Consider the following 26,802-nt stretch of genomic DNA (forward strand, 5'->3'; position numbering starts at 1 on the left):
AAGCATCCGACCCGTGGCCGCCGCTAATATCAGCCCGCAAAAATGCACGTCGGTTGCTTAGGCGGACTGCCATTTTTCGCCTATCGCTCGGGGCTTTTGCTCATAAACGCTTCGAAGGCTTCTTTGTAGCGAGGATCCCATCGCGATAAGGCCGCGCGATTCTCCACGATATCGCCCGCCGCCCAGAGGATTCTGCGCTCGTCCTGCTCGCGGGTGGTTTCGTTGTCCTGACACAGTATGTAGAAGTCACCGCGCGTGACGCCGTCGAATAGTCGTTCCGCCACTTGATCGGGAGTCCACGCGGCGGGTGGCTTGGCCGGCATCCGTCGCGACATCGTGCCAGTGAACGTGAAGCCCGGAATGAGCAGATGCGCGGTAATATGGCAGTTGGGAATATTCCGCAGCGTATGCGCGAGCCCTTCGGTCAAAACTTTCACCCCAGCCTTGGTGACATTGTAAACCGTATTTCCCGGCGGGGTCGTGATTCCCTGCTTCGAGCCGGTGTTTACTATCGCACCGGACTTTTTCCGATCCACCATCGCGCGCCCGATGCGCTGGACACCGTTCAGCACGCCGACGAGGTTCACATTGATAAGTTGATGCCAGTTTTCGAGCGGGCCGAATACGTCGCCACCATCAAAGGCCGCGGCGTTGTTCATCAGGAAAGCGACGTCGCCGAAGCGATCGAAGGCAGCCGCGCAAAGTCTCTCGATATCGGCGGTCGATGAAACGTCGGTCTTGAGCGCGAGCACATCCGATGCGCCGCCCGGTGCCAGGCTGCCGAGTTCCTGTGCGGCTTTTTCAAGAGAGCCTTCGTCAAGGTCGGCGATACATACGCGCATACCAAGCGCTGCGAGACGTTTCGCGGTGGCAAGGCCGATACCGCTCGCGCCCCCGGTGATTATTGCGCCGCGCCCGCGTTCAAAGACGTTGCCGGAATCGGCCATGATTTGACTCCTGGTTAATGTCGCAGCGATCCGAATCTGCCCTGAAGAATCGCGGCGGTGCGATTGCGCGCCGCATCGTACTCGTGCGCGGTTTGCTCGACCAGCTCTGCCGCGCTCAGGATTTGCGTCACGCCCGACACGGAATGTCCCGCGCTCCAGATGTCCTTGTATCGGCGCGGCCCGTTCATCTCGCCTTTGCTGCTGAAGTTGCGCGCGGCTTCTTCGACTGACACTCGCGGCGGCAGCGTGCGGGGATCCAGCCCTGCCCTGATCATCGAAGGCGTCAGCATGTTGGTATCAAGTCCAGTGAATGCCTGCGTGAGCATCACGTCATCCATCGTCGAATCAACCAGCATCCGCTTGTACGCGTCGGTCGCCATGCTCTCGGTGGTCGCGATGAACTTGGTGCCCATGTATGCGAGATCGCATCCGAGGACCTCCGCTGCCCACAGCGCCGCGCCGTCGGAGATTCCGCCGGCCAGCAGGATCGGTCCGTCGAACATCCGCCGCGTCGCGCGCACGAATGCCAGCGGGTTGAGCCAGCCGGTTTGTCCGCCAGCGCCCGCAGTGAGCAGAATCAGTCCATCGACGCCGGCCGCGATCGCGCGTTCTGCGTGATGAACCGTCGCGACGTCGGCAAACACGATACAGCCCACGTCGTGCAGCGGCGCAATCGCCTCGACCGGCGAGCCGACGCTGGTGATCACTAACTCGACGCGATGCTTCACCAGCGCCTCGAGCTCGGCGCGCATCTCGGCGCGCTTGATAATCAGGTTGGGGCAGAAGGGCGCCGGCGGCCGCCCGGATTTATCGGCGGCGTTGGCGAGCGCGGCTTCGATCTGAGTTAACCAGTTGTTGACGTTGTCAATCGAGCGTGCGTTTGCAAGTGGAAAGGATCCGATCACTCCAGCCTTGCACGCTGCGATAGCGAGGTCCGGACCTGACACCGAAAGCATCGGCGCGGCGATCAGCGGCAGCCTGAGGCGGCTCGCGATTTTCTCTGGAATACGACCTGGCATCATGTTTCAGGAATCCTTCTGCAAGACGTGAACGACGCACACCGCGCCGACTCCAACCATGTGGGCGAGACCGGTGCGAGCGTTCGGCTGCTGCCGCACTCCCGCCTCGCCGCGCAACTGGCGCGCGATCTCGGCGACCTGCCCGGTGCCAGTCGGCCCAATCGGATGGCCCATCGCGAGCAGCCCGCCCGAGGCGCTGATCGCGCATTTGCCGCCGATATCTACGGCGCCGCTCGTGATCATGCGCGCGCCCTCGCCCTCGCCGCAGAGCCCCATCGCTTCGACGTAGAGCAGCTCCTCGATCGTAAACGCGTCGTGCAACTCGACGACATCGAGTTCCTGCGGCGAGATTTGCGCCTCGTCGTAGGCTTGCGCGACGGTCTCGCGCGTCAACTCGGCGTCGAAGTTCTTGGCGCCGCGATATACGCGCTCGCTGCGCGACACCGATGCAGTCACCCGGATCGCGCGCGAGCGATCGATACCGAGCTTATCGATCGCATCGTCTGAAACGACGATCACCGCCGCCGCGCCTTCGCCCACCGGGCAGCACTGCAGGCGCGTGAGCGATCCGGAAATCGGCGGGCCGGCCAGAACCTCGTCGAGCGTGACGGCCTTCTGCCGCTGCGCGTATGGATTGTTGGCGCCGTTGCGATTGTTCTTAACGGCGACCATCGCGACTTCCTCTGCGGTGGCGCCGTAGCGATTCATGTATTCGTTGGCGAGCAGCGCGAAATGCGTGAAGGGAACGACGCGGCGGCCAACCAGGTCGTGAATATTGGTCTTGCCCGGCGCGCCCGCGATCGGCCCCGGCTTGTCGACGCCTACCGCGAGCGAGACATCAGTCAGTCCGCTCGCCACATCGAGGCAGGCCTGGCGCACCGCGGTCGATCCCGAGGCCGACGCGTTCTCGACCTGCGCTATCGCGATTCCGGTCGCGCCCAGATGACGCAGCATCGGACGGCTCGCCGCCATCCCGATAAACGCGGTGCCAGTGTACCCCGACTCGACGTTGCGCCATTCGATCTTCGCGTCGGCAATTGCCTCGCGAATCGCCGTGAGTCCAAGCGTGACGTAGGGCGTGTCGCTCATGCGCTGATAGCGATGGAGACCGATTCCGGCGACGTACACCGGGCGCATCTGGCGTAGCGTTTTCTTCATCGCGCGGTCTCCTCTCTGCGAAAGCGCAGTTCACGCGCACGCGCGCCTTCTGAATTCGTTTCGACGATCACCGCGCGCATCCGCTCGCCGATCTTGAGGCCTTCGTCGGTGCGCTGCGTCAGTATTGCGCGGACCGCGGGGCCGTCGTCGAGCACGATGACGCCAACTGTGAACGGCGCTTCCATATCTTTTCCCTGATGCAGATGCACGGTGGCAAACGACGCGAGCGCTCCCGCGCCGCGCAGCGCTTTCGGCTCGAGCTGATCGCCTGGCGCCCCGCAGTATTCGCATCCATAGGACTGCGGCGGAAAGAAGACATAGCCACAGGCGCGGCAGCGGCGGCCGTTCAGCTCAGGCTCGGCCGCAGCGGAAAAGAGTTCAGTCGGTGGCGACGCGTTCTCAGACATCGGCGGTTCTCCCGTTTAAGTTCGCCCAACCATACAAACTTTCTTGTCAGCCAGTCAATAAATATGCTAGCTCTGCTTTTCGTATGATGAATTCCTCACCGATCGCGCGCCGTCCCAGCCGGCGGACACAGCAGGAACGCCGCCAACTGTCGCATCAACGGATGCTCGAGGCCGCCGTCGCATTGATAGCACGCCAGGGCAGCAGCCGTACTACGCTCAGCGAGATCGGCGAACGTTCCGGCTATACGCACGGGCTCGTCAGCCATCGATTCGGTTCCAAGGGCGCCCTGGTGCGCGCCCTGATTGAAAAGCTGCAGCATGATTTCGGCAAGTCCGTTGAGCCGGCTCTCAAGGGAAACGACGGACTGAAGGCCTTGAAGCTCATGTGCGAGAGCTACTTGAGGGCCGCGGCCGAAAAGGAATGGCTCGCTATGTACGCGCTGATCGGCGAAGCACTTGGACCAGTTCCGGAAATCAGGCCCGACTTGGCGCAGGCCGACGAAAACTTCCGTCGCAGTATCAGGCGGCACATCGACGAAGGAATCAGAAACGGTGAGATTCGTGCGGGTGTCGACTCGCAGTCACAGTCCACATTGATCGTGGCGACGTTACGAGGCCTCGTGATCCAGCGCTTGATCGATCCGAACTCATTCAAGCTCGATGCCGTCATCAAGGACGCAACCAGAAACCTGGAACGCGCGCTGAGGCCGGCCAAAGGGGTGTCGCGATGCTGAACGACATTCGCGTGCTGGAAATTTCGGCTCCTGAGACGATGATGGCGGGTCGCATCCTGGCAGATTTCGGCGCCGACGTGGTCGTGGTCGAGCCGCCCGGTGGAGCGCCGGGGCGCAGGATGGAGCCGTTTCTCGACGCGGTTCCGGGAATCGAGCGCAGCCTTGCCTGGCACGCGCTCAATCGCAACAAGCGCGCGATCACACTCGACCTGGATAGCGCGGATGGCCGCGAGCTGCTGACATTGCTCGCGGGCAACTTCGACGCGATCCTCGAAACCGCAGCGCCGGTCGGCGCGCCACTTGACAACATCGATCTTCCCGGAACGATGGTGCGCTGCACGATCAACGCATTCGCGCGTACCGGTCCGAAGAGCGATTACCTCGCGACCGATCTCCTGGTGATGGCCTCGAGTGGAGCGCCGTCGATGACGGGAGATTCGGATCGTCCTCCGCTTTTCTACTCGGTGCCGCAATCGATCATGGAAGCCGGGTCCGAAGCGGCTATCGCCGTCCTCGCTGGAATTGTCGCGCGCGATCGTGGCGCTCAAGGACAGCGCGCCGAACTCTCGGCGCGAATCGCCGCGATGATGAGTTCGATGAGCATGCCAACAATCATCGGTTCGGGAAATCACGAGCCGAGACGCGCCGAGACGACGATTGCGGGGGTGCGCGTGCCGGCGATTTTCGAATGCGCCGACGGGTACATGCTCGTCACTGTGCCCGCGTTCGGTCCGGCATTCGGTCCGATGACGCAGCGGCTTGCGAAGTGGGCCGCGGACGAAGGCCACATGTCGCGCGAGATCGCCGACGTAAACTGGATCACATTTCCGCAGGACCTCGCCAGGAAAACTTCGACGCCAGATCATCTTCGGGCGCTGGTCGAAGGCGTTAGCTCGCTCTGCCGCGGCAAGACCAAGTCCGAGCTGGGCGCGGCGGCGCGAAAACTCGGCTTGCTCGCCGCGCCGGTGATGGACATGCGCGACGTCGCCGAGTCGCCGCAATATCGCGAGCGCGGGCTGTGGAATTCCGTGCAAATCACGCCTGACGGCCGCGAGATCGACGTACCCGCGCGCTTTGCGCAGTTCTCGAATTTCTCGATCGAAACCAAACGTCCCGCGCCCTCGCTCTCGCAGCATACGGCCCAGATTCTTTGCGATTGCGCCGATGTCTCGCCGCTCGAGTTGCAGGCGCTGTTTGTTCACGGAGTCATTTAGATGGCCGGTCCACTTGAGGGAATTCGCGTGCTCGACATGAGCTGGGTGATGGTCGGCCCGGTGAGCGGCCGTTATCTCGCGGACTTGGGCGCTGATGTAGTGAAGATTGAAAGTCGAAAGCGGATTGATCCGCTACGCACGCTCGGCCCGTTCAAGGATGGCAAGCCCGGCCTGGAGCGCTCCGTTTCGTATCACAACCTCAACGCGGGCAAGCGCGGGCTGGCGATCAATATCAAAGAGCCGCGCGGCCGCGACGTGATCCTGCGCCTGGTCGACTGGGCCGACGTGGTGCTCGAAAGCTTTACGCCCGGCGTGCTCGAATCGCTCCGTCTCGACTATGCGAATCTGAAAGCGCGCAAGCCCGGCATCATCATGGCGTCGACGAGCATCCTCGGGCAGACGGGCCCTTATGCGCAAGGCACCAGCGGCGTCGGCACCATGGGAGCCGCGATGTCCGGAGCATCGGGTCTGCTCGGATGGCCGGATCGTGCGCCGAGCGGCACCTACGGTCCGTGGACCGACGGCGTGGCGCCGCGATTCATAGTGCCGAGCGTGCTCGCCGCGCTGCATCGAAAATCGCGCACGGGCGAAGGATGCTATATCGATGTGGCGCAGGCCGAGGCGGGAATCCAGTTCATGATGCCGGCGTATTACGAGTATGCCGCGAACGCAACGATTCCCACGCGGCGCGGATTCGCCGGGTCGCCGCTTCGATGTCCACAGGGAGTTTATCCGTGTGCGGGCGAGGATCGCTGGATCGTGATCGATGCATCCGCCGACACACATTGGCGTAAATTGCGCGAGACTCTCGGCGGTATGTTGGCCGATGTTAAATACGACACGCTGATCGGCAGGCTGCGCAATCGCGAAGCGATCGACGCCGCGATATCGCAATGGACGCAGATGCGCGACGCGCAGGAAACCGAAACGATGTTGCAGCGAGCTGGCGTTCCGGCGCATATCGTGTCGCGCGCCGGCGATATCGCACACGATTCGCATCTGCGGCACGTGAATCACTTGAAACGAATCGAGGATCCTGAATTCGGTGAGGCGGAAATCGAAGGTCCGCGATCATCATTTGAAGGCTCCCCGCTTCCGGAGACGCGGCGCGGGCCGCGAATCGGCGAGCATAGCACCGAGATTCTGCGCGAGTTGTGCAGGATGAACGATCGCGAGATTGCCGAGCTCAAGCAAGCCGGCGTACTGGACTAAAGGACGGAGGAATTTCAGTGAGCAAAAACATTCTTGATTTGAGCGGACGCGTCGGTCTCGTAACCGGTGCAGGTCAGGGCGTCGGGCGCGCGGTCGCGCTCAGGTTCGCGGAGAACAACGCGGCGGGAGTGGTCGTCAACGATTTCAACCTGGCGCGCGCCGAGGCGGTCGCCGCGGAAGTCGAGAAACTGGGAGTTAGCGCACTGGCGGTTCAGTGCGACGTGACCAGCTACGAATCGGTCAGCGAGATGTTTGCGAAAGCGCGCGCCAAGTTCGGCAAGGTCGATATCCTCGTGAACAACGCCGGTAACGCGGGCCCCGATCCGAGCAAGGTCGCGCGCAAGCCCTTCTGGGAGCAGGAGCCGAAAGACTGGGAGCCGTTCCTCGCGACCAATCTGATCGGCGTTTTCAACTGCGTGCGCCTAGCGGCGCCGCCAATGATCGCAAACAAGTATGGCAAGCTGGTTACCGTCATCTCCGACGCCGGCCGCGTCGGCGAGCCGAACCTGGAAATCTACTCCGGCGCGAAAGCGGGAGCGGCGGGCTTCATGCGCGCGGTCGCCAAGGATCTCGGCCGCGCCAACATCACGGCGAATTGCGTTGCCCTTGGGACAACCCGCACACCCGCGGTAGAACGCGGCCTCGGCGATCCCGAACACGTGAAACGGATGCTGAAGTTCTATCAGATCAAACGCGTCGGCGAGCCCGAGGACGCCGCCAACCTGGTACTGTTCCTCAGCTCCGACGCGTCGGGCTGGATCACGGGCCAGACGTATCCAGTCAACGGCGGTTACTCATTCTCGATGTAAAAGGAGCGCCCGTGAAATACGAGACCATAATTCTGGAACGCAAAGACGGCATCGGATACCTCACTCTCAATCGCCCCGAGCGCGCCAACACGATCAGTTTCCAGCTCATGATAGACGTGGTGAACGCGATGGAGGAGGTCGAGCAGGACAAGGAATATCGCGTCGTGATCGTCACCGGCGCGGGCGGCAAGCATTTCTGCGGCGGAGCCGATCTGCGCGACTTTGCCGAGCGCGCGCGCGAGCGGGCCAAATCGAATCCGGAGCAGAGCGGCGAGCGGCAGGGCGGTGGTGACTTCGTGTCACCGCGTCGCGACCTGTTCAGCGCGCTCGAAGAATCGCGCGTGCCGGTGATCGCCGCGATCAACGGCGCCGCAATGGGCGGCGGATGCGAGATCGCGCTCGCCTGCGATATCCGCGTGCTCGCCGACAGCGCTCAAGTCGGACTGCCGGAGATTCGCTTCGGCGCGCTGCCCGCCGGCGGCGGTACGCAGCGGCTGCCGCGCCTGGTCGGCGCCGGAATCGCCAAGGAGATGATCTTCAGCGGCCTGCCCTACACCGCCGAGGACGCGCTGCGCATCGGACTGGTCAACAAGGTCGTGCCCGCGGCGGAGTTGATCCCCGAATGCGAGAAAATCGCGCGCGTATATATCGAGCGCGCGGCGTATGCGCTCAAAACCGCCAAGGCGCTGATCAATCGCGGCGTCGAACTTTCCCTGAAAGATGGCCTCGCGCTGGAACGTAAAATGATCGCCGAGATGGCGACGCCCGAGGAGCGCAAGGCGGCGCAGGATGCCGCCGCCGCGTCGCAGAAGACCTACGCCAGGATCTTCGGCCGCTCCTAGCCGATCGATGGGAGATTGGATATATGCCGTCAGGAGCTGATTTCTCTGGACGGGTTGACCAGGCGTGGCTCGAGCAATACCGCGAACAGATCCTCGAGCCTGAGCTTCCCATCGTCGATCCGCATCACCATTTGTGGAGCCGCGCCGGCAGCGTCTATCTCTTTTCCGAGCTTCTGGCGGATATCACAAGCGGTCACAATGTCCGCGCGACCGTCTTCGAAGAGTGCGGCTCCATGTACAGGGCCGATGGGCCCGAGGAGTTTCGCTCGCTGGGCGAAACCGAGTTCGTTACCGGAATAGCCGCGATGAGCGCGAGCGGCGGCTTCGGCCCGGCGCGCGCCTGCGCGGCGATCGTCGGCAGCGTCAACCTGATGCTGGGATCGCGCGTCGAGCCGATTCTGCAAGCACATCTTGCAACCAGTGGCGGGCGCTTCAAGGGCATCCGCTTTTCGACGGCCTGGGATGCCGATGAACGCGTGCACAAAGTCGTGCCGCGCCCGAGGATGCTCGCAGAGAAGCAGTTCCGCGACGGGTATCAGTGTCTGGCGCGCCTCGGCCTTACATTCGATGCGTGGGTCTACCATCCGCAGTTGAGCGAGGTGGCAGCGCTGGCCGCGGATTTCCCGCAAACGCCGATCGTCCTGAATCATTTCGGCGCGCCGATCCTTGGCGGCCCGAATCGCGGGCGCGAGGCGGAAGTCTTTGCTGACTGGCGCGATGGGATGACTGCATTGGCTTCGCAGCAAAATGTCTATGTGAAGCTGGGCGCGCTGCCGGTGCGGCGCGCGGAGAAGTCTGGCGCGGAGAAGGCGTCGCCGCTGTCGTCGGAGGAGATCGCCGCGGCGTGGCGGCCGTTCTTTGAAGTTTGTGTCGAGCAATTCGGTGCGCGGCGATGCATGTTCGAAAGCAATTTCCCGGTGCAAAAGCGCTGGTGCAGCTACGCCGTCCTGTGGAATGCCTTTAAACGCCTCGCGAGCGGCGCATCGGCCGACGAGAAGTCCGCGCTGTTCGGTGGCGCCGCCGCGCGAGCTTATAAACTTCCCGCTAAGCTCTTCTAAGCGGCCTCCGATCGCAATCGTTCTGGATCGTTGGCGCTAGCTGCCAGTCACGATCGTTCCGCACATTTTTCTTCTGATGCCTTGATCGGGGCGGCGTCGACGTTCATCGATTGGAAATTAGATTCAGAAAGATGTAGCACATCTCTGCAGAGATAACCGCCGCGTAGCCTGCGTTTGAGCAGGACGCCGACATGTTGCGTGTGCGATGGAAGACCCCGTCTTACCGGAATCAGGCGCTCCGACCGCGAACTTCATTGGGCGCGCGCGCGAGCTGGCGGAGCTGCGCGCCGGGCTTGACGACGCGATCGAAGGGCGGGGGCGAGTTTTCCTACTTGCTGGCGAGCCAGGAATCGGCAAGACGCGGCTCGCTGAGGAGCTCGCGCGACACGCGGTCAAGCGCGGGATACAGGTGCTGTGGGGGCGATGCTGGGAGGGCGGCGGCGCGCCCGCCTACTGGCCGCTAATCCAGATCGTTCGCGGATGCTTCGAAGGGCGCGACGCCGGCCAGGTCGAAGTTCTGCTCGGAGCAGGCACGAGAGAAATCTCTCAGCTCGTTCCCGAATTCAGGTCCACGCGGCAGTCAACTGATGAGCCGCGTACAGCATCCGATCCGCAAGCGGCGCGTTTTCGGCTCTTTGGCTCGGTGGCAACGCTGCTGAAGAATGTCGCGCGAATCGCTCCCCTACTGGTCATAATCGAGGACCTCCACGACGCCGACCAGCCCTCGCTCGAGTTGCTGCGCTTCATAGCGCGCGAGACCAAGGGCGCGCGCATCGTGATAGTCGGCTCGTTTCGCGAGGCGGAAGTCCGGCAATCGCCTGAATTGGGCAAGCTGGTTGGCGATCTCATTCGCGAGGCCCTGACGATTCCACTCTCGGGTCTCAGCCAGAACGAGATCGGGCAATTCATAGAACGCAGCTCGGGACACAGAGCCAATGAACCGCTGGTCGCAGAACTATACAAGGCGACCAACGGCAATCCGCTCTATGTCGATGGAATCGTCAGGCTGCTTATCGCCGAAGGCATGGGCGATCGCGCGGCCAGCGGGTTCGAGATTCCGCTTGGAGTGCGAGAGGCAATTCGGCGGCGCCTCGCGATGCTGCCGGAAAAGGCGAACGCGGCACTTTCTATCGCGTCGATTATAGGTAACGATTTCGACCCGCGGCTTCTCGAGCGCGTTTCGGGAAGTTCGGCACCACAACTGGCCGAGCAACTCGAGGAAGCGGCGCGAATCGGAATCGTCACAAGCGGCGCGCGGCCGAACCCGCCGTGGCGCTTTACCCATGCACTGGTTCGCGAGGTGCTGTACAGGGATTTGTCGCCAAATCGACGGATCGAGATACATGCCAGGATTGCCGTCGCGCTGGAGAAAACTTACCACGACGATCTGAAACCTCACTTGGCGGCGCTCGCGTATCATTTCACCGCGGCCAACGAAGTAGCGAAAGCGATCGATTACTCGATCAGCGCCGGCACCGCCGCGGCCGAAGTGTTTGCGTATCATGCCGCCCGATCGCATTGGGAAACAGCGCTGGAACTCATGAAGGCGCAATCGGCAAGCGGCGAGCAGCGCGCTGCGCTCGCGAGAGAACTGTCCTCGCTATGTTTTTCGATCGATTACGAAAGCGCGATTCGCTACGCGCACGAAGCGCTGGTCCTCTACGAGAGCCTCGGCGACCAAGCGGGAGCGGGGGAATGCCACAGTTCGCTCGGCATGAACTATGCCGTGCCTTACGAACGGACCACGGATATCGCCTTGGCGCGCGAGCATTTTCGCAAGGCCGAGGCCATTCTCTCCAAGCGGCCCGAGGGGCTGGCGCTGGCACGTGTCTATACAGGAATCACACAGATAGCATTTGTAAACCGGCGGACGGCGGAAGGCGTGTCGGCAGGGAAGCGCGCTATGCAGCTGGCGGAGCGGTTTCATGACGAAGCACGATGGGCTGGCACCGGGATCCAGTACGCATTGCATCTAGTCGCGACCGGCCAGTTGGCCGAATGCCGCGCCGTTCAGGAGCGGGCGTGGCAGATCATCGATCGGTTGAACATCGCGAGCCTGGGATTCATATCGAGCTGGAGCGGCGGCACGTGCGCCGTGTTCTTCCTGGACCCGCGCGATGCTCAGCGCTGGTACGAACGTGAGCTTGGCAAACCGCGCGTCGCGCTGTATCGGCCCTTCTTGCAGGCACTCCTCGGCGACGCGCTGGCGCGGGCTGGCGATCTCGAGGGCGCACGCCGTCTGCCTCGCGCAACGCCACTCGTCGAAGCTCGCGCCGACTTTCTCTTCTGCGAGGGCCGATGGGACGAGGCCGAGGCGCTCATCAAGCAGCAGGCGCCGAATCTGCGCCGCGCGGGCGACCTTGCGTCGCTGGCAATTTGCTTGAACATCCTTGCCAACATCTGCCGGGTCAGCGGCAGGGCGGACGAAGCACTTGGCGTATTCGAAGACTTCTTTGCCACGGGGAATGGCGAGGCCCAGATCGGATACGAGATCCTGGTCCGACCGGTATGTGCAGCCCTTCACGCTCTGGCGGGCCGCATGGGAGACGCCGAGCGCGAGCTGGCGCGCTGCCGCGAGATTATGGCGCACGGAGAAGACTGGCGCGGGCTAGCCGGCGGCGTGGCTCGCGGAGAGGCGGTCCTCGCCGCTGCCCAGGGCCGAATCAAACAGGCGACCGATCACTTCGAGAAGGCGGTCGAGATCTTTCGCCGATACCAGGTGCCGTTCGAGGAAGCCGACACGCTCTGCTACTGGGGCCAGGCGCTGATCGCGGCTGGCGATGAGACTCGTGCAAATGAGAAGTTCGACTCCGCGATCGCGATATACCGGCGATGCGCCAGCGGTGAGAAATGGATCGAGCGTGTCGAGGCCATGAGTGCCACCGCAGCGTCGGCAATCCGTATCTCGCCCGCTAAGCTCGATGCGAAATCCGGAGCGCCGCCGACTGAAGCGGAGTTTCGCAGCGAAGGTGACTATTGGACGATGTCGTGGGGCGGCAAGACCTCGCGCCTCAAGGAGCGCAAGGGGTTCGCTTTCATTGCGTGGCTGCTGCGGCATCCGGGCCAGGAGTTTCCCGCCGCGGAACTGGTCGCCGTTGTCGAGGCGGTGTCACTGAGAATGCCTGCCGAGACTGAAATGCGCAACGGCGAGGCGAGCGTCGCGCTGAGGCTGGAACGTGCGCGCCTCGCGGTAACCAAAAACGTGAAGAGCGCGATCGACAAGATTCGCGAGGAAACACCCGAGATGGGTCGGCACCTCGCGCAAAGTATCCGCACCGGTAAATTCTGCGCCTACCTGCCGAAAGCGCCTACGACCTGGCGTTTCTAAATCCGCTGCTTGAAAAAATTGCGGGGCTTGCCGAATCGGCGGCAAGCCCCGCGGTTAGAGGTTGATCGGCGCCTGGTTTAGAACGGCGAGTATGGCAGGGGCGGAGCGGTGGTGGCTTCGACGTGACCGTTGCCGGCTGCGCCCGCGATCTGCTCGAAGGCGTACGCAAACCCCACCAGCTCAGCGTCGGACCACGCGCGTCCCATCAACTGGATGTTGATCGGCTGTCCGTCGTTGTTATAGCCGACTGGGAAAATCATGGTCGGTACGCCGTTGGAGGCCGAAGGCGTGTCGGAGCGGCCGAAACTCGCGAGGCTGCCGCCGCCGTCGTTGAGGCTGGTGTCGCTGAGCAGGCCCGGATAGACGACCGCGTCGACGCCCTTGCCGTCAGCCCCCGCCGTATCCATCCAGGTTTTCGTCGTCGCCTGGCGGCCGCGCAGATAATCGCGCCAAGCCTGGATCTGGGCGGCGGTGAGCTGCGCCGACGGTGTCGCCGAGCAGGTGCTCGCCGCGGCACGCACATATGGCACCTTCTTCTGCGAGCAGTTCACATCGACCGGCGTGTTGATCGCGAAGCCCTCCGTCGCGAGCTCGGGATGCGTCAGGATATACATCCACCATCCTTCCGACACTCTGTCGGTAGTGGGCGAGGCCGGCGAAGGCGGCGCATCGGCGCCGCCCGCGGTCACGCCCATATTCACGATCGTTGCCCCAGCCTGGGTGAAGTACTGGAGCGCCGCCATCTCGGCGCTGGTCGTGTTCGTGGTGCCGAACGGATCTACCCACGTCGAAGGGATGTAGCCGATACGCTTCCCTTTGAGCGCGTTGGGATCGAGCACCGTGCGCCAGTCGGTGGGAACTGTGCGGCCGGGCGCCGAGGTTTCAGGATCGGCGGGATCGGTCGCGACGACGACATTCAGGATGTCCGCAAGATCGGGTACCGAACGCGCCATCACGCCGCCGAAATCGGTCAGCCAGGTTAGTGGCATGATGCCCGTGCCACTCTCGAGCCCGTTGGTGCCGCGCAGCGCGAACAGGCTCGCCGCGCTCGAGGGACCGTAGAGCGAATCACCCGTTTGCGAACCCATCGCGCCGGCGGCGAGGTTTGCTGCGAGCGCGCTGGCCGGACCGCCGCTCGACGCGATCGAGGTCTTCGACAGGTTGAACACGTTCCACACCTGTCCCCACGCGTCGTTCGAGTAGTTACCGCTTGTAGCGTATTCCTCCAAGGCGCCCTTGCCGATTATGACGGCGCCGGCCTGACGCAGCAGGTTGATCTGAAACGCATCATGCAACGGATGGAAATTTGCGAACGTCATGCTGCCGTTGGTGGTCGCCATGTCGAACGTGTCGTAGAGATTCTTGACGACGATAGGAATACCGAGCAGCGGGCTCTTGTTGCCCTTCTTGCGAGCGGCGTCGGCGGCACGCGCCTGCGCCAGCGCGTTCGACGCGACGATCTCATACGAATGGAAGCCGAACTGGCCCTGGTCGTAGGCCGCGATGCGATCGAGGTAGGCCTGCGTAATCTCCGCCGAAGTCGTCACGCCCTTCTGCATGTCGGTACGCAACTGCTGAATGGTTTTGCCGACCACGTTGTAGGTCGCCTTGGTGGTCGCGATCGTGTCGGGTGGCGATGGCGCCTGCGTTACGAGCAGCGTCTTGGCGTTCTTCAAGGTCGGTGTGCAAAGCGAGTAATCGAAGCCGTTGGCGGACAGTGCCGCCGGGCTGAAATTATCGATCGAGCAGATCTCTCCTATCGTCAGATCGCCAATCACCGGAGCGCTCGCGAGATCCGCGGCGGTTGCTTCAACCGAGGCTTGAGTGCTCGCGGAGGTTGATAGATTCACGCGGCCACCCAGCACGATGAAGTGCAGGAGCGAGCGCGTTTTCAGGGCCGGAATCGTTATCGTGTAGACGTACGCCTGGAAATTGCTGAAATGTCCCGTGTAAGTAATCGGGTTGGTGAAGCTGTTGTAAATCCAGTCGCCGACGAAGGTCATCGCGCCCTTGAACGGCGAGGGCGATCCGAGAACCGTCACCTGCGGGCCGCCGACCAGCGACGAGCCGGTCGCCGGTGTCGCAACGTCAACCCACGCGTCGGCCGGCGTGACGAGTGTGTCGCCGCTCGAAGTATTCACCACCGCGCTGAACCTGGAGCCTGATGCGCCCATTCCGGATTGCCCGCCGAACGCAACCTTGATCGTAATCGGCAAGAGCGTGGTGTTGGTGAAACTGTCGAGCCATCGGCCCCAGTTCGCATCGGTGTTGATCCAGACCGAGCGCGACATCTTGATGCCGCCCAGGGTGATCGATTTGGTCGTCGTGAAACGGCTGGTGCCGTCGAATTGGAGACCGAAGCCGCGCATCATTTCGCCGTTGTAACGGCTCTTGGTGTAACCGGGTTGCAAAGGTGCAAGCGCCGGAATCAGCGGCTTGGGAATGGGCACCAGAACCTTGATTCCGCCGAAACCGTTGATCGCTGTGCTGAACGCTCCGGACTGTCCAGCAGGTGCGACTTGCGTGGCGCGGATACTGCCTGTGTCTACGACGGGCAGGGCGGCATCCTGAATCCCCCAGTAGGTACCGCTGGCGTCCACGACATAGTTGAATGCGCGCGCGGGCGTCGCTCGTATCATGACGAATAGTGAAAGTATCAATAGCCAGAAGTTAGTAGCGAGAAACGAACCTCGCCGCGGTTTGATCAGGATCTCCTTTCTGTTTTCGCTTTGACTGAGGTTGAGGTTTGAAACGATGGGCACACTGGCACGCCCCAGACCGAACATAGACTCCTCCCGAAAATGTTAACGAGCAGACAAACGACCACAAGTCCGCCGGAACCGTCCGGGCGTGAACAAGCCCGCACGACGCCAGCGAGAGCCGCGAGCGGTTCGAGCAAATCACAGGCCAGTGGGTTTGAGGTGCGGTGGACGACGAGATTATCTGGAATTATATGGACGCGCGCCGCACTCGGTTAACTCATTGCGGGAGTGGCGCTGCCTCGGCGTTCACCATGTGATGACAAGATCGCGCGCATGGACAACAAACGAGCACCAAGTTTCACTGCCTGTGAAATTGGCAATGTACTACTCACTCGCCAATGATAATGAGGACGCGTCGTACATTAGGGCGATAGAAAATCAGTCTCGAGACAACTGCGGCTTATGCAGATCGGACCGGCGGTACAAGGTTTTTAACCGCAGCCCTTTTCTGGTTTTTGCGCTGGCCCTGTGCAAGTTTGAGTTCCGCGTGAACACGAATCGGTTTGATAATCCTGCACAGCGAATTGCAACCCCACACCAAAGGGAGAAGAGACTATGGGGAGTGGAACCAAGACCTTTATCGTGACGCTGGCTGGAATCGGTGTTCTTTTCCTGTTGGCGGCCTATCAGGCCGATGCGAACAGCACCTCCGCACATGATTTCGGCGCGATGGTGGGACACGCCCTGTTTCGATGCATCGTTGCCGGAATCGTTACGGGCCTGGTAGCGAGCTGGCTCGACTGGTCGTGGGGCGGAATCATTGTCTTGTTCGTGATCGTTCTTGTCGTGATCAGTAATGCGCTCAATCATGCGATCGATGCACGGACCGCGTCCGCCGCTTCGGTTGACGGCGAATGGGTGGGGCGGGGCGAACGGACAGTGTGCGGGAATTCACAGGGCACCGTCGATGTTTCAATCACGGTCAGCACGCAAGCCAAACAGGCGGGCTGTCCGGATTGTCTGCCAACGACGTACGCGTCGCTGAATGTTAACGGCGAATCGTCAAATCAACTGGTCAATGTCGCGGAAAACGGCGCGATGAATAGCGGCCTCAACAACATCGGCAGCGGCCAGTCGAGCTCCTGGTTTGTCGCCTTGACGAGATCGGGCGGGCCGTTCCACGGATACCAGCTGAGTGGCGTGCTCGAGCGAATGAACTTCGACTGCCGCAATCTCGGCACGACCGGCGACAAGGTCAGCGTCCAGCTGCATCGGCCGTAGCGCGGCCGCGGAAAGTTCGAACGCCTCGTATCGAGCTATTGGCCCGGGATCAGCGCGGCTCGCGTCACTTCGCGACGTTCGCTTTTGTCGAGCGCTTCGGCGGCGCGCGACAGTGGGAACTTGGCGTCGCACAGCTCCATGTACGGATAGCGATCGATGTGCTGCGAAAGGAAATCGAGCGACTTGTTCAGGTAGTGGGGCGGATAAGTGGCGATGCCGTGAATCTCGATCGACTTGAACGTCACCATCGATGGTGCGATCGGCGCCGTCATTCCGCCCGAGATGTTGCCAAGCTCGAGCACGCGGCCGCCGTTGCGCACGAGGCTGATAGAATCGATAAACGCCTCAGGAATGCCGGCCACTTCGAGCACCACGTCGGGGCCTTTACCGCCCGTCAGCTCGCGCACCCTGACCTGGCGCGACTTGAAATCCGGATACTGGCGCAGATCGATCACCTGGTCGGCGCCGAATCGCTTCGCCTGAGATAACCGCAAGTCAACGCCGTCGATCGCGATCACGCTTGCGCCGCGCGCCTTCGCGATCGCCATCGCATGCAGTCCGAGTCCGCCCGCGCCCAGCACCAGCAGCTTTTCGCCGTATGCAACACGGCCGCGATCGAGCGCCCAATAGACCTGCGACATCGCGCAGTTGGCCGACGCGGCAATCAAATCCGGAACGTTGTGGGGGATTCGATAGAAATGCTGATCGGGCTTGATGAAATAGTGCGTCGCGAAAGTCGCGGTGAAATGCGGCGGAACCTTGGGATGGCCCGCGCCCATCACGCGATTCAGGCATCCCGCCTGGTTGCCTTCGACGCAGTTCTCGCAGCGGTTGCATACCGTGTAGTACACCGGCGCGATTCGATCGCCTTCCTTGACCGCGACTCCCGCCCAATCCTTCGTCACGCCCGGCCCGAGGCTGTCGATCACGCCCGCCATCTCGTGCCCCGGCATGATGCCGCGCCGGCCGAACTCGCCCTTCCACATATGCACTTCGGAGCCGCAGATGTTGGTCTGCGTAACTCGCGCAATGAGCCCACCAGGTACGGGCGCGGGAACGTCGTACTCGAAGAACTCGATCTTGTGGCCCTCGGGAATGAAAGCAATTGAACCCTTCATCGCTCAGTCCTCTTCGCAATTCAGGCGGGCGTCTCAGTTGCAGTAACCGATGACGCTTGCGTCTTCTGAAAATGTGGAATGACGTATTTTCCGAAAAGATCGATCGAGTGCATCGTCTTCTCGTGCGGAATCGACCAGAACTGCATCATCGCGAGGAACTGGTCGAGCCGTGCTTCCTTCTGGATACGCTCGAGCTGGCGAATCGCGCTGTCGGGGCTGCCGCAGATGCACATCCCGTGTTCGATCAATGAATCGATGGTCACCTTGCTCGGGTCGAGGCCCTCGTACTGCTTCGGCAACTCGGGCATCTCACCGCGCGCGGAATCCTTCGGATCGACGCCGGTCTTTTTCGCCTCGAGCACCGGTGAATTCACCCGCAGTGTCGTGCCGACGTACGACATGAACGCGCGTTCGGCCTCGTCGCGCGCCAGCTTGTCGGTGTCGGCGATATGTGTCATCGAAAACGCGCCGGCGCGGCTGTTCACGAACGCGCCGTAGGGCTTCGCCGACTTCAGCGCGTTGCGATACGTCGCGACGCGGCGCCCAAGATGCTCCGGCGTCACGAGCAGGGTGAACGAAAGCAGCCCCAGGCCGAGCTTGCCCGCGAGCTCGTGAGTATCGTCGCTGGTGCACGCGACCCACATCGGTGGATGCGGCTTCTGTATCGGCATCGGCACGACAGTGCGTTCGGGGATATCGAAGTATTTGCCCTTGTAAGAGAACGTGCCGTTCTTGCTCTTCCAGATCGTCGTGATGATGTCGAGCGCTTCTTCCCATCGCGCGCGGGTTTCCTTGTACGGGATGCCGAAGCCGCCCAGCTCGACCTGCGTGATCGATCTGCCGGTGCCGACTTCGACGCGGCCGTTGCTCAGGATGTCGAGGGTCGCGATGCGCTCCGCGATCCGCACCGGATGGTTGTAGGGAAACGGCAGCAGCACGACGGCGTGACCGATTTTGATCTTGCTGGTGCGCTGTGAAATCGCACCGTACAGGACCTCGGGCGCTGAGGCGTGCGCGAACCCAACCTGAAAGTGATGCTCTACTGTCCAGAAGTGAGTGAAGCCGACTTCCTCGGCGCGTTCGACCTGGCGCATCACATCGTGAAAGGCCTGGTACTCGCGCTCGCGATGCTTGAGCGGACTGTCGACCTGGATCTCATAGAAAATCCCGAATTCCATGATTCTCCTCCATGGCCGCCGCTGCGATGCGCTCAGCTCGAAGCGCCGATGCAGCGCCGCGTTGATCTGATTCGGACTTTACGATTGTTGCGGGGAATTTGTATAGCGCGCGAATCGCTTGAGAAGACCCGAGTTCGATTGCCCGCGACGGCGAAGCTGCGGTAGGTGTGAGCGAACGCGCGTTGGTGTTTCAATGATTCCAGCAAGGCAGCTTTTGAATGAAGTCGTGAACTCGCTCCGAAACGTGATCGGGCCTGCGATCGCAGAGCCGTATCCCAAGGCGCAGGCGTTCATGGCCGCGGTGATCCTCGAATTCGTCGCGCGGCAGGTCGATGAACGAAGTGATATCGCCGCAGGCAAAGCCCAGGCGATCGCATCGCTGTTCACGGAGCTCGGGCAGCTCGCGGTCACAAAACGAGTCGCGAAGGATATCGCGCCGAACGAGGAAGGACTATCGCAATTGATCGAACGACTATACGCGCAGCGTCAGGAACTTGGTGAGGAAGCATTCGGCGCCGCAAACAGCGCCGTTAGACACGCGCTGCGCCAGCTTCTCAACGAGGATTTGAAAGTCGCAGCCAAGGGCGAGGGCTGAGATGGCGGACGATCGTTCCACGCAGGAAAAAATTCGCGACTACCTGATGGGCAGGATGCCCGCGGCACGGAACCTTGCGCTTTCCGACTTCGTTCACACCGCAGGCGGATGGTCGCACGAGATCTACATCTTCTATGCGAACTGGGATGAGGACGGGCGCACGGAGCGCCGCGGTTTTTGCCTGCGCAAGGATCCCGGTGCAGGTCTCCTGCGTGAGCTGTCGAGCCTTGAAGAGCAGTTCCGCGTGATCAAGGCGCTCGAGAACACGCCGGCGCCGACGCCGAAAGCGTATTGGTACGAACCCGATCCGGCGCTGCTGGGCGGTCCGTTTTTCGTCATGGAAAAAGTCGAGGGCGAGGTTCCCAACCCATGGTCGCGCGCGGGCAAGCAGTTTTACGCCGAGGCCAACAAGCGCGGAAAGCTGCCGCTCAGTTTTATCGAAGCGCTCGCAGCGTTGCACAATCTCGACTGGCGCGCGGCGGGCCTCGATTTCATCGGCGTTCCCGAGGCGGGCAAGGATTTCGCGCTGCGCGAGATCGCGAAGTGGGAAAGACTGATTCGCGAATCGATTCGCAAGCCCGAACCGGTTCTCACTGAGATTCTGATGTGGCTTCGCGCCAACGCTCCGGCGGTGCAGCGCCTGGCGTTCGTTCACGGGGCGTATCGGACCGGCAATCTGATCGTGAAAGATGACGCAATCGCCGCGGTCATCGACTGGGAGCTGCAGGTGATCGGCGACCCGATGTACGACGTCGCGTACGTGCTATCCGACCTGAACCGCGAAGGATCGCCGCTCCTGTCATGCGTCGTGGAGCGCGATTTCTTTCTCGATACGTACCAGAAACTCACAGGCCTCGAGATCGATCTCGAAGTCTGCCGCTACTATGAAATTCTCTACATGATGCGCAGCACGGCGTTCTGGCTGAGCGCATCGGGATTGTTTGCCGAGGGCCGCAACAAGGATTTGCGTCTCGCGCGGACTACCTATTCAGTTCCGGTTGTACTCGACATGGCTGCGCGAGCGCTCGGATTCTGAGCAAGACGAAACAGGAGGTTTGAGATGCTCAGTTCGTGGGATGAAATGATGTGCCATCAGTTGCCCGCGACGATGGACCATGTGCATACCGACAATCCCGAGTGGACCGAGCGCATCTATATCAGTATCTACAACGTCCGCGACAAGGATACGATTCTGGGTATCGGCATCGGACAGTATCCCAACAAGAATGTGCAGGACGGTTTCGTAACGGTCTGGCATCAGGGCAAGCAGTACAACTTTCGCGCCTCACGCACGTTGCGTCCGCGATTCGACGAAGTAAAGATCGGGCCGCTCTCAGTTGAGGTGCTCGAAGGGATGCGCCGCGTGCGAATCTGTCTGGGCGACAACCCGTCCAGCATCAGGCTTGACGCGGAGTGGATTGCGACGATGAATCCGCACGAGGAAGAGCACGATTTTCGCCAGAGCGGCGGCAAAGTGGTGCAGGATATTTCTCGTTTCGACCAGGTCGGCCGCGTGCGCGGCATGCTCGAAGTCGGCGGCAAGAAACTGGAGCTGACTGAAGATGCATGGTGGACGCATCGCGATCGCTCGTGGGGCACGCGCCGGCCTCTACGCACCGATGCGTCGGACTCCAAGCGCACGACCTTCGCGCCGTTTCTGTTCAGTTGGTCGGCGGCGCAGTTTCGCGATTACGCACTTCATTGGCGCTTCGTCGAACGCGGTCCCGGCAAGTATAGCTACTTGAGCGGCGAGAAAGTTGCGCCGTTCGGCGCGAACGCGGATCCAGGCTGGCTCGTCGAGCGCACCGAACAGGAATTTCGATGGGACGCGTCAGGTCCGGTGCAGACGCTGAAGGGCGGCGATATTGAACTATTCTTCAAGAACGGAGAACGCCGCGAAGTATCGTTTGTTACTCATTCGCCGCGATGGCATTTGAAGGGCGGAGGCTACGGCGGCTATCGCGGATGGTATCACGGCGACCACAAGGGCGAATACTATTTCGAGCACGATATCTGGGATCTCAGCGATCCGAAGACGCTCGCCGAAGCCAGCACGCTTAGCGATCACTTGATCGAATGGCGCAGCGGAAATGATATCGGCTTCGGAATAATGGAATACGGCGTCGGCCCCGGTTACTACAAATACAAAGACCTTCAGCACCTGCCGACTTTCTAATTTGCAGATCAGAGAAACTCAGGTTCTTTATGCACTTCTGTTCACGGTGCTTACCGTGCTGGGAGTGGCCGCGGTCGGGGCTCGCTATTTTCCGGGTCTCAGGGTTCGTGCCTTCGACGTCATCGAGAGTCTGGCGTCGGCTGCGGTGTTCGTCGTGTTCTACTACTACGGCGATATCGCATACGACAAGGTGGCGGCGGAACTAGGCGAGCACGTCGCTCAAATAGCGATCGCTGTGGTGGCGGTCGCGACGGGGGCGTTTATGCACTGGTTCAAACGAAGGAATCTGATGTTGTACGCGTTGATAGAGGTCGCGTTCGGAGTCGCGTCGGCGTTCAGTATATCTCAAAGCATGAACACCTCGTCGATACTACTCACTCAAGTCGCCGCCCTGGTAGGCTGCGCCTTCATCGTTTCGCGGGGGCTGGACAATCTGGCGCTGACGCAGAGGCCGGCTCAGTAAAGGATCAAATGGTCCTCAGCTAATTGCTGGTGCGAAGCCGTTCAATATTGCGCACGTAACTGACGTTCTCCCGATCCGCGATTCCGATACGAGTGATCGCTGCCAGCACGGCCTCTGGATCTTCGGACTCCACGGCGACCGTTTCTCGCCCGATAGCATCGATATTCACCTTGGCGAACTCGGTTTGACAGCGGTCGAACTTGAAATGACTGCGGAGTTTGGAAGTCCTGACGGTCGCGATGCCCCGTTTCACGGCTTCATCGAGGAAGTCTTCGAATTCGTAGGTCGCTTTTGTCAGACGCGGTGGGATGAGCTTCAGAGAATCGAACATTTGAACCATGGCCGAAGCCCCCAGCGGAAATCCGGCTTTTAGAATTGGCGACCATTGCTCGAGTCGACGCTCAACTTTGAGCAGCACTTTGATATCCAGCAGTTCGTCTCGTATTTTGGCGATGCAATCAGTCGCGTTAGAAATGAGGTAGATTTCATTACTCTCGACCGCTTCGGATGGACTCGCGAGCCGTTCCATCTCGTGCCTCACCGAAGCCAGATCGCGGTCCCATATGCGGAATTCATATCGATTCATAGGAGAACTCGCATGCGTGTTCTGAGCGCCACTGCTTTGCTCGCCATTGCGCTTGCTGGCATTTCCCCAGTGTCTGCCGATGACACGCCGAACGCTACTATCGTGGGCTTTGCCTTTGTCGATTCATCGGTAACGAGCCAGGGTTCGCGCGCGCAGCTCTCGTCCGCCACGAAGATCTATCCGCCTGGATCGAGGGTAACCGGTACGGAAGGATGCCCGACAAACCGTTATCACACCGACGGCATGCCCATACTGGTCTTCGACTATCAGGGCCGTCCGACTTCAGGCAGCGTCACGATCGTCGAACATCCTGCGCGCGGCGGAGAATTTTCGCGCGCACCGTACTATCTCGATATCGATCCTGGGCGCAGGCTTCAGAACCTCGGCCCTATCTTCGATAACGGCAGCTACGACGTGCGGCTCGACTACCACTACGCCGAAGGTGCGACGAAGGAGACATCGGCAACGCTGATTCTCGACCGGACCTGCCACTTCTGAACTGTCTCCGAGCGCGACATCGCGCTTACTCGATGACGCGGATCGCTGCACTCCGGATGCGATGAATCGGCAAAACTCCACGAGCATCAGGCACCGAGTCGCGGCATGTTTCATGCTCCTTCCTGACTGGGACATTGTCTTGAGCATAAGGACCAGGAGACACATTCGTGCAGTACACTGAACCTGTTGACGCGACTGGTAATCAGCCGTTGCCCGCTCACGAGTTTGCACTCGACACCATCGACATCATCAGCCCCGACCATTACCAGAAGAACGGTTACCCTCACGCCGAGTGGGCCTATCTGCGCAAGCACGCACCCGTTTTCCATGTCGAGCGCCGCGGTATCGATCCCTTCTGGGCGATCACGAAAGCCGCCGACATTATTGAGATCAGCAAGCAGCCGCGCCTGTGGCTGAATGGGCCGCGCCTCGCCGTTTTCAAACTCGAAGAGGGCGAAAAGCCACTCGCCCCCGAGGCCTACCCGCTGAAGCATCTGCTGAACATGGACCCGCCGCAGCACGGCAACTATCGCGCGCTGCTCAGCCGCAATTTCACGCCGCGTGCCGTGCGCGCGCTCGAACCCGAAATGGAGCGAATCACCCGCGAAGTCCTCGACGAGCTGATGGATCGCGAGCAGTGCGATTTCGTTACCGACATCTCGTCGAGAGTGCCGGTTGCTGTGATCGCCGAGCTGCTCGGCGTGCCGCGCAGCGATTGGCCGACGCTGTTTCGCTGGACCAACGAGGTTATCGGCAGCGGCGATCCGGAGTTCCAGCACGGCTCGAATTCCAACGAGACTTTTATCCAGGCTCGGATGGAGATGTTCCAGTATTTTTCCGCGATGGTGGCGGAGCGGCAGAAGAATCCGACCGGCGACGTCACGAGCACTCTCGCCAACGCCAGCATAAATGGCCAGCCGCTGCCCGTGCTCGAGCTGATGTCGTATCTGCTGGTGCTAGTCGTTGCTGGTAATGAAACGACGCGCAACGCGACGACGGGCGGCCTGCTCGCGCTGATCCAGCACCCCCAGGAATTCCACAAGCTGAAGTCAAATCCCGGGCTGATCAAATCAGCGGTCGAGGAAATCGCGCGATGGACTTCGCCGGTAATCCAGTTCTCGCGCACTGCCGTAGAGGATACTGAGGTTCGCGGTCGGAAAATTCGCGCGGGAGAATCCGTGTGCCTCTTCTATCCATCGGCGAATCGCGATGAGGAACTGTTCGACGAACCGTTCAAGTTCGACGTCGCGCGCGATCCGAATCCGCATCTGGCTTTCGGGATCGGCGAACATTTCTGCCTCGGCTCCAACCTCGCGCGCCTCGAGCTCGAAGTGATCTTCCGCCAATTGGCGCAACGCCTGGAGTACGCGGAGCTCGAAGGACCACTATCGCGCCTGCGCTCGAGCTTCGTCGGCGGCATCAAGCATATGCCGATAAGGTTCAAGCTAAAGCCCGCCGCGAACTGAATAATCAGTCGCTGACAGAAACCCGTTTTCCGGTTCCCTCTCCTGGACTTGGACAAAGGAGAGGGAACAGGAAATTCGAAAATCAGAATAAAAAACTCCGAGGTGCGTTTCGATTCGTATTATCATTGAGTCGATGCGGATCGGATTTGCAATCAGATTCAGAACCCGGACGTGGATTTCATGCGTCGGCGTTGCGCTGACGCTTCTCGCGGGATGCGCGGCGACCAAGCTGCCGCGCTACAACCAGGATCTTGGCGGTGAACATGTGTCGTTCACTACTTCCGACGGCGTGCTGCTGCGAGGGCATCTTTATGGACGCGGCCCGGTCGGCGTGATTCTGGCGCATATGTATCCTGCCGATCAGTCGGACTGGACCGATTTCGCGCGCGTGCTCGCGTCGCACGGCTACGAGGCTCTCACCTTCGATTTTCGCGGCTTCACCGAATCGGAAGGGGAATCGGGGACTGAGCATGCCGATCGCGATCTGATGGCGGCCTACCAGTTCATGCAGCCGCGCGTGTCGCGGATTTTCATCGCAGGCGCGAGCCTGGGCTCGGAAGCTGCGATCCTCGTCGCTGCGCACGAGCCGGTCGCCGGCATCATCTGTATCTCGACGCCGACGAGCTTCGGCGGCCTCGACGTGACGCAAGCAATCACGCAGGTGCGCGCGCCGATCCTGTTTGTCACATCAAAGGAAGATGCGCTCGTCGCGGGCCAATCGGAGATACTCTATCGCCTCGCGCAGGCGCCGAAACAGTTCGAGACTTATCCCGGCAACGCGCACGGGACGTCGATCCTGCACGGCCCGTACGGCCCCGACCTCCAGAGCCTGATGCTCAGATTTATTGCGCAACACTCGGTGGAGGGGCAGTGAAGTGCGTCATTCTGTCGTGAGTCTTCGCCTGTTGTTAAGCCCTGAGCAACGAGATCTTTTGGTCCCTCTCCTTATCCTAGGAGAGGGTAAGGGAGAGGTGCAACGCTGGAATCCGCACGCCCGCAATAACTTCAGGCAATAACAGGCAACCCTCACCCGGCGCGCGCCACGCGCGCCGCCCTCTCCCTGGTCAGGGAGAGGTATTTCGGAAAAGCGAATTGAAAATTGTGCGTCACTCGTCAGCGCGGATCGTTGGGCAGGGCGGCGCGGGTGAAGCCGATCACCATGCCGAAGGCCTGATCGCGGCCGAGCACGACTGAGTCGGCGCCGTCGGGTTCCGGCTTCATGCCCTTCGATTTCAGGAAGTCGGTCGCCATCGATAGGTCGCGCGTTTTGAATGTCAGCGCGTGCACGCCTTCGCCGTTTTGCTCGAGGTCGAGCGCTTCGCGCGTGTTCGACGCTAGCGGCATCGCGAGTTCGATGACTGAGTCGGTTCCAATCGCGATGAATGCGCTCTTTTTGCGGCCGGGCGTTTCCTCCTCAACAAAGAGTTTCGCGCCCAGGGTCTCGGTGTAGAAGCGCTTGGCCTTGTCGAGATCGCTCACGACGAACGTGATGTGCGAAGCGCCCTGGATTCCGAGCGGATGGCGCTCGCGCCAGAAGTCGGCCGACCAGGCAGGCTGCAGGCGCGGATCGTTGGTGAATGGCATTACCACGGCGAACTCGAGCTGGCCCTGGGTTTCCCTCGGATGCGTCCAGATCGCGAAGCGCTCGTTGGGCGGCGTCACCGGGCGGCCGCCCACGTCCCACATCCGAAGCTTCTGCTCGGCCAGCTTGGTCGAGAGCGCCGGGATGTCCTCGGCGTAGAATGCGATCGAATGAAAGTGCTCGCCGAAACGCTCGTGGAAACGCTTGACCGACTCGTTTCTGAGATTCTCGACGCGCGCCGGCGTCATCGGCTCCATCAGCACTTCGCCAATAACCAGCAGCGAGGCGACGCGTCCCGCGACTTTCTCGAATCCGCGATAGTAACGCGTGCATGAGAAGACATCGTCGTACCACCGGTCGACGGCGTCGAGATCCTTCACCACATGAGTGACATGAAACAGTTTGCCAATTTTAAACATCGCAGATCTC

General features: G+C 61.2%; 24 protein-coding genes. 15 read left to right on the forward strand and 9 right to left on the reverse strand.

The features are described from left to right. Positions 1-80 precede the first annotated feature (80 nt). The 4 genes from VMA09_08240 to VMA09_08255 are packed head-to-tail and all read right to left on the reverse strand — an operon-like array spanning position 81 to position 3,531. Positions 81-947, reverse strand: coding sequence for an SDR family NAD(P)-dependent oxidoreductase (locus VMA09_08240; protein HUA33581.1), 867 nt, complete (start codon positions 945-947; stop codon positions 81-83). 14 nt (positions 948-961) lie between these two features. Continuing rightward, positions 962-1,966: a nitronate monooxygenase gene (locus tag VMA09_08245; GenBank protein HUA33582.1), complete on the reverse strand. Its 1,005-nt coding sequence runs from the start codon at positions 1,964-1,966 to the stop codon at positions 962-964. 6 nt (positions 1,967-1,972) lie between these two features. Continuing rightward, positions 1,973-3,124: a thiolase family protein gene (locus tag VMA09_08250; GenBank protein ID HUA33583.1), complete on the reverse strand. Its 1,152-nt coding sequence runs from the start codon at positions 3,122-3,124 to the stop codon at positions 1,973-1,975. Beyond that, positions 3,121-3,531: an OB-fold domain-containing protein gene (locus tag VMA09_08255; GenBank protein HUA33584.1), complete on the reverse strand. Its 411-nt coding sequence runs from the start codon at positions 3,529-3,531 to the stop codon at positions 3,121-3,123. The genes VMA09_08250 and VMA09_08255 overlap by 4 nt, the downstream gene beginning before the upstream one ends. Between VMA09_08255 and VMA09_08260 the strand changes: the two genes are divergently transcribed. The 7 genes from VMA09_08260 (at position 3,510) to VMA09_08290 (ending at position 12,728) form a co-directional block, all read left to right on the forward strand. Further along, positions 3,510-4,265 carry a TetR/AcrR family transcriptional regulator gene (locus VMA09_08260; GenBank protein ID HUA33585.1) on the forward strand — a complete coding sequence of 252 codons (756 nt, stop codon included), beginning with the start codon at positions 3,510-3,512 and terminating at the stop codon, positions 4,263-4,265. The two genes, VMA09_08255 and VMA09_08260, sit on opposite strands and share 22 nt — an antisense overlap. Then, entirely contained in the window at positions 4,259-5,479 is a 1,221-nt protein-coding gene (locus tag VMA09_08265; GenBank protein ID HUA33586.1) for a CoA transferase, read from the forward strand. Before VMA09_08260 ends, VMA09_08265 begins: the two co-directional genes overlap by 7 nt. Then, entirely contained in the window at positions 5,480-6,691 is a 1,212-nt protein-coding gene (locus tag VMA09_08270; GenBank protein HUA33587.1) for a CoA transferase, read from the forward strand. It abuts the gene before it with no gap. Between the two features lie 17 nt (positions 6,692-6,708). Continuing rightward, complete coding sequence (locus VMA09_08275) at positions 6,709-7,500, forward strand: SDR family oxidoreductase (GenBank protein ID HUA33588.1); 792 nt, start codon at positions 6,709-6,711, stop codon at positions 7,498-7,500. An 11-nt stretch (positions 7,501-7,511) separates the two neighbouring features. Continuing rightward, the gene (locus VMA09_08280) at positions 7,512-8,342 is read left to right on the forward strand and encodes an enoyl-CoA hydratase/isomerase family protein (GenBank protein HUA33589.1); all 831 of its coding nucleotides are present in this window, start codon (positions 7,512-7,514) and stop codon (positions 8,340-8,342) included. Between the two features lie 23 nt (positions 8,343-8,365). Continuing rightward, positions 8,366-9,400 carry an amidohydrolase family protein gene (locus VMA09_08285; protein HUA33590.1) on the forward strand — a complete coding sequence of 345 codons (1,035 nt, stop codon included), beginning with the start codon at positions 8,366-8,368 and terminating at the stop codon, positions 9,398-9,400. A 205-nt stretch (positions 9,401-9,605) separates the two neighbouring features. Continuing rightward, positions 9,606-12,728, forward strand: coding sequence for an AAA family ATPase (locus VMA09_08290; GenBank protein ID HUA33591.1), 3,123 nt, complete (start codon positions 9,606-9,608; stop codon positions 12,726-12,728). A gap of 77 nt (positions 12,729-12,805) precedes the next feature. Here the strand turns inward: VMA09_08290 and VMA09_08295 are convergent, their stop codons facing one another. Further along, a complete protein-coding gene (locus VMA09_08295; GenBank protein ID HUA33592.1) occupies positions 12,806-15,367 on the reverse strand; it encodes an amidase family protein in 2,562 nt (853 codons plus the stop codon). A 678-nt stretch (positions 15,368-16,045) separates the two neighbouring features. Here VMA09_08295 and VMA09_08300 point away from each other — a divergent pair. Next, a complete protein-coding gene (locus VMA09_08300) occupies positions 16,046-16,711 on the forward strand; it encodes a hypothetical protein (protein ID HUA33593.1) in 666 nt (221 codons plus the stop codon). Positions 16,712-16,746: 35 nt separating this feature from the next. Here VMA09_08300 and VMA09_08305 read toward each other — a convergent pair whose 3' ends face one another. After that, a complete protein-coding gene (locus tag VMA09_08305; protein ID HUA33594.1) occupies positions 16,747-17,829 on the reverse strand; it encodes a zinc-binding dehydrogenase in 1,083 nt (360 codons plus the stop codon). 20 nt (positions 17,830-17,849) lie between these two features. Beyond that, the gene (locus tag VMA09_08310) at positions 17,850-19,007 is read right to left on the reverse strand and encodes an LLM class flavin-dependent oxidoreductase (protein ID HUA33595.1); all 1,158 of its coding nucleotides are present in this window, start codon (positions 19,005-19,007) and stop codon (positions 17,850-17,852) included. A 226-nt stretch (positions 19,008-19,233) separates the two neighbouring features. Between VMA09_08310 and VMA09_08315 the strand changes: the two genes are divergently transcribed. From VMA09_08315 to VMA09_08330, 4 genes are read left to right on the forward strand one after another with little or no spacing between them, the layout of a single operon-like run. After that, complete coding sequence (locus tag VMA09_08315; protein HUA33596.1) at positions 19,234-19,602, forward strand: hypothetical protein; 369 nt, start codon at positions 19,234-19,236, stop codon at positions 19,600-19,602. Position 19,603: 1 nt separating this feature from the next. After that, positions 19,604-20,638 carry a phosphotransferase family protein gene (locus tag VMA09_08320; GenBank protein ID HUA33597.1) on the forward strand — a complete coding sequence of 345 codons (1,035 nt, stop codon included), beginning with the start codon at positions 19,604-19,606 and terminating at the stop codon, positions 20,636-20,638. A gap of 24 nt (positions 20,639-20,662) precedes the next feature. Further along, on the forward strand, positions 20,663-21,778 hold the full coding sequence (locus VMA09_08325) for a hypothetical protein (protein HUA33598.1): 1,116 nt from the start codon (positions 20,663-20,665) through the stop codon (positions 21,776-21,778). 1 nt (position 21,779) lies between these two features. Beyond that, positions 21,780-22,241 (forward strand): hypothetical protein, encoded by a 462-nt coding sequence (locus VMA09_08330; protein ID HUA33599.1) that lies wholly within the window; start codon positions 21,780-21,782, stop codon positions 22,239-22,241. Positions 22,242-22,260: 19 nt separating this feature from the next. On the opposite strand, the gene VMA09_08335 is transcribed toward VMA09_08330, so the two are convergent. Further along, positions 22,261-22,770: a hypothetical protein gene (locus VMA09_08335; GenBank protein ID HUA33600.1), complete on the reverse strand. Its 510-nt coding sequence runs from the start codon at positions 22,768-22,770 to the stop codon at positions 22,261-22,263. Between the two features lie 69 nt (positions 22,771-22,839). Here VMA09_08335 and VMA09_08340 point away from each other — a divergent pair, with 69 nt between their 5' ends. From VMA09_08340 to VMA09_08350, 3 genes are all read left to right on the forward strand, one after another. Next, a complete protein-coding gene (locus VMA09_08340; GenBank protein ID HUA33601.1) occupies positions 22,840-23,325 on the forward strand; it encodes a hypothetical protein in 486 nt (161 codons plus the stop codon). Positions 23,326-23,492: 167 nt separating this feature from the next. After that, positions 23,493-24,791, forward strand: coding sequence for a cytochrome P450 (locus tag VMA09_08345; protein ID HUA33602.1), 1,299 nt, complete (start codon positions 23,493-23,495; stop codon positions 24,789-24,791). Between the two features lie 133 nt (positions 24,792-24,924). Continuing rightward, the gene (locus VMA09_08350) at positions 24,925-25,665 is read left to right on the forward strand and encodes an alpha/beta fold hydrolase (GenBank protein ID HUA33603.1); all 741 of its coding nucleotides are present in this window, start codon (positions 24,925-24,927) and stop codon (positions 25,663-25,665) included. A 239-nt stretch (positions 25,666-25,904) separates the two neighbouring features. Here the strand turns inward: VMA09_08350 and VMA09_08355 are convergent, their stop codons facing one another. Further along, positions 25,905-26,792 carry a VOC family protein gene (locus tag VMA09_08355; protein HUA33604.1) on the reverse strand — a complete coding sequence of 296 codons (888 nt, stop codon included), beginning with the start codon at positions 26,790-26,792 and terminating at the stop codon, positions 25,905-25,907. Between the last annotated feature and the right edge of the window lie 10 nt (positions 26,793-26,802).

It is taken from the genome of Candidatus Binataceae bacterium (assembly GCA_035508495.1).
Taxonomy (GTDB): Bacteria; Desulfobacterota; Binatia; order Binatales; family Binataceae; genus JASHPB01.

What these genes read in the sequence shown, in the direction of transcription:
- VMA09_08300 (HUA33593.1), top strand. Translation starts at nt 16,046, where the DNA reads ATGGGGAGTGGAACCAAGACCTTTATCGTGACGCTGGCTGGAATCGGT.
- VMA09_08270 (HUA33587.1), top strand. Translation starts at nt 5,480, where the DNA reads ATGGCCGGTCCACTTGAGGGAATTCGCGTGCTCGACATGAGCTGGGTG.
- VMA09_08310 (HUA33595.1), bottom strand. Translation starts at nt 19,007, where the DNA reads ATGGAATTCGGGATTTTCTATGAGATCCAGGTCGACAGTCCGCTCAAG.
- VMA09_08245 (HUA33582.1), bottom strand. Translation starts at nt 1,966, where the DNA reads ATGCCAGGTCGTATTCCAGAGAAAATCGCGAGCCGCCTCAGGCTGCCG.
- VMA09_08350 (HUA33603.1), top strand. Translation starts at nt 24,925, where the DNA reads ATGCGGATCGGATTTGCAATCAGATTCAGAACCCGGACGTGGATTTCA.
- VMA09_08250 (HUA33583.1), bottom strand. Translation starts at nt 3,124, where the DNA reads ATGAAGAAAACGCTACGCCAGATGCGCCCGGTGTACGTCGCCGGAATC.
- VMA09_08305 (HUA33594.1), bottom strand. Translation starts at nt 17,829, where the DNA reads ATGAAGGGTTCAATTGCTTTCATTCCCGAGGGCCACAAGATCGAGTTC.
- VMA09_08320 (HUA33597.1), top strand. Translation starts at nt 19,604, where the DNA reads ATGGCGGACGATCGTTCCACGCAGGAAAAAATTCGCGACTACCTGATG.
- VMA09_08290 (HUA33591.1), top strand. Translation starts at nt 9,606, where the DNA reads ATGGAAGACCCCGTCTTACCGGAATCAGGCGCTCCGACCGCGAACTTC.
- VMA09_08335 (HUA33600.1), bottom strand. Translation starts at nt 22,770, where the DNA reads ATGGAACGGCTCGCGAGTCCATCCGAAGCGGTCGAGAGTAATGAAATC.
- VMA09_08325 (HUA33598.1), top strand. Translation starts at nt 20,663, where the DNA reads ATGCTCAGTTCGTGGGATGAAATGATGTGCCATCAGTTGCCCGCGACG.
- VMA09_08255 (HUA33584.1), bottom strand. Translation starts at nt 3,531, where the DNA reads ATGTCTGAGAACGCGTCGCCACCGACTGAACTCTTTTCCGCTGCGGCC.
- VMA09_08240 (HUA33581.1), bottom strand. Translation starts at nt 947, where the DNA reads ATGGCCGATTCCGGCAACGTCTTTGAACGCGGGCGCGGCGCAATAATC.
- VMA09_08295 (HUA33592.1), bottom strand. Translation starts at nt 15,367, where the DNA reads ATGATACGAGCGACGCCCGCGCGCGCATTCAACTATGTCGTGGACGCC.
- VMA09_08355 (HUA33604.1), bottom strand. Translation starts at nt 26,792, where the DNA reads ATGTTTAAAATTGGCAAACTGTTTCATGTCACTCATGTGGTGAAGGAT.
- VMA09_08340 (HUA33601.1), top strand. Translation starts at nt 22,840, where the DNA reads ATGCGTGTTCTGAGCGCCACTGCTTTGCTCGCCATTGCGCTTGCTGGC.
- VMA09_08265 (HUA33586.1), top strand. Translation starts at nt 4,259, where the DNA reads ATGCTGAACGACATTCGCGTGCTGGAAATTTCGGCTCCTGAGACGATG.
- VMA09_08285 (HUA33590.1), top strand. Translation starts at nt 8,366, where the DNA reads ATGCCGTCAGGAGCTGATTTCTCTGGACGGGTTGACCAGGCGTGGCTC.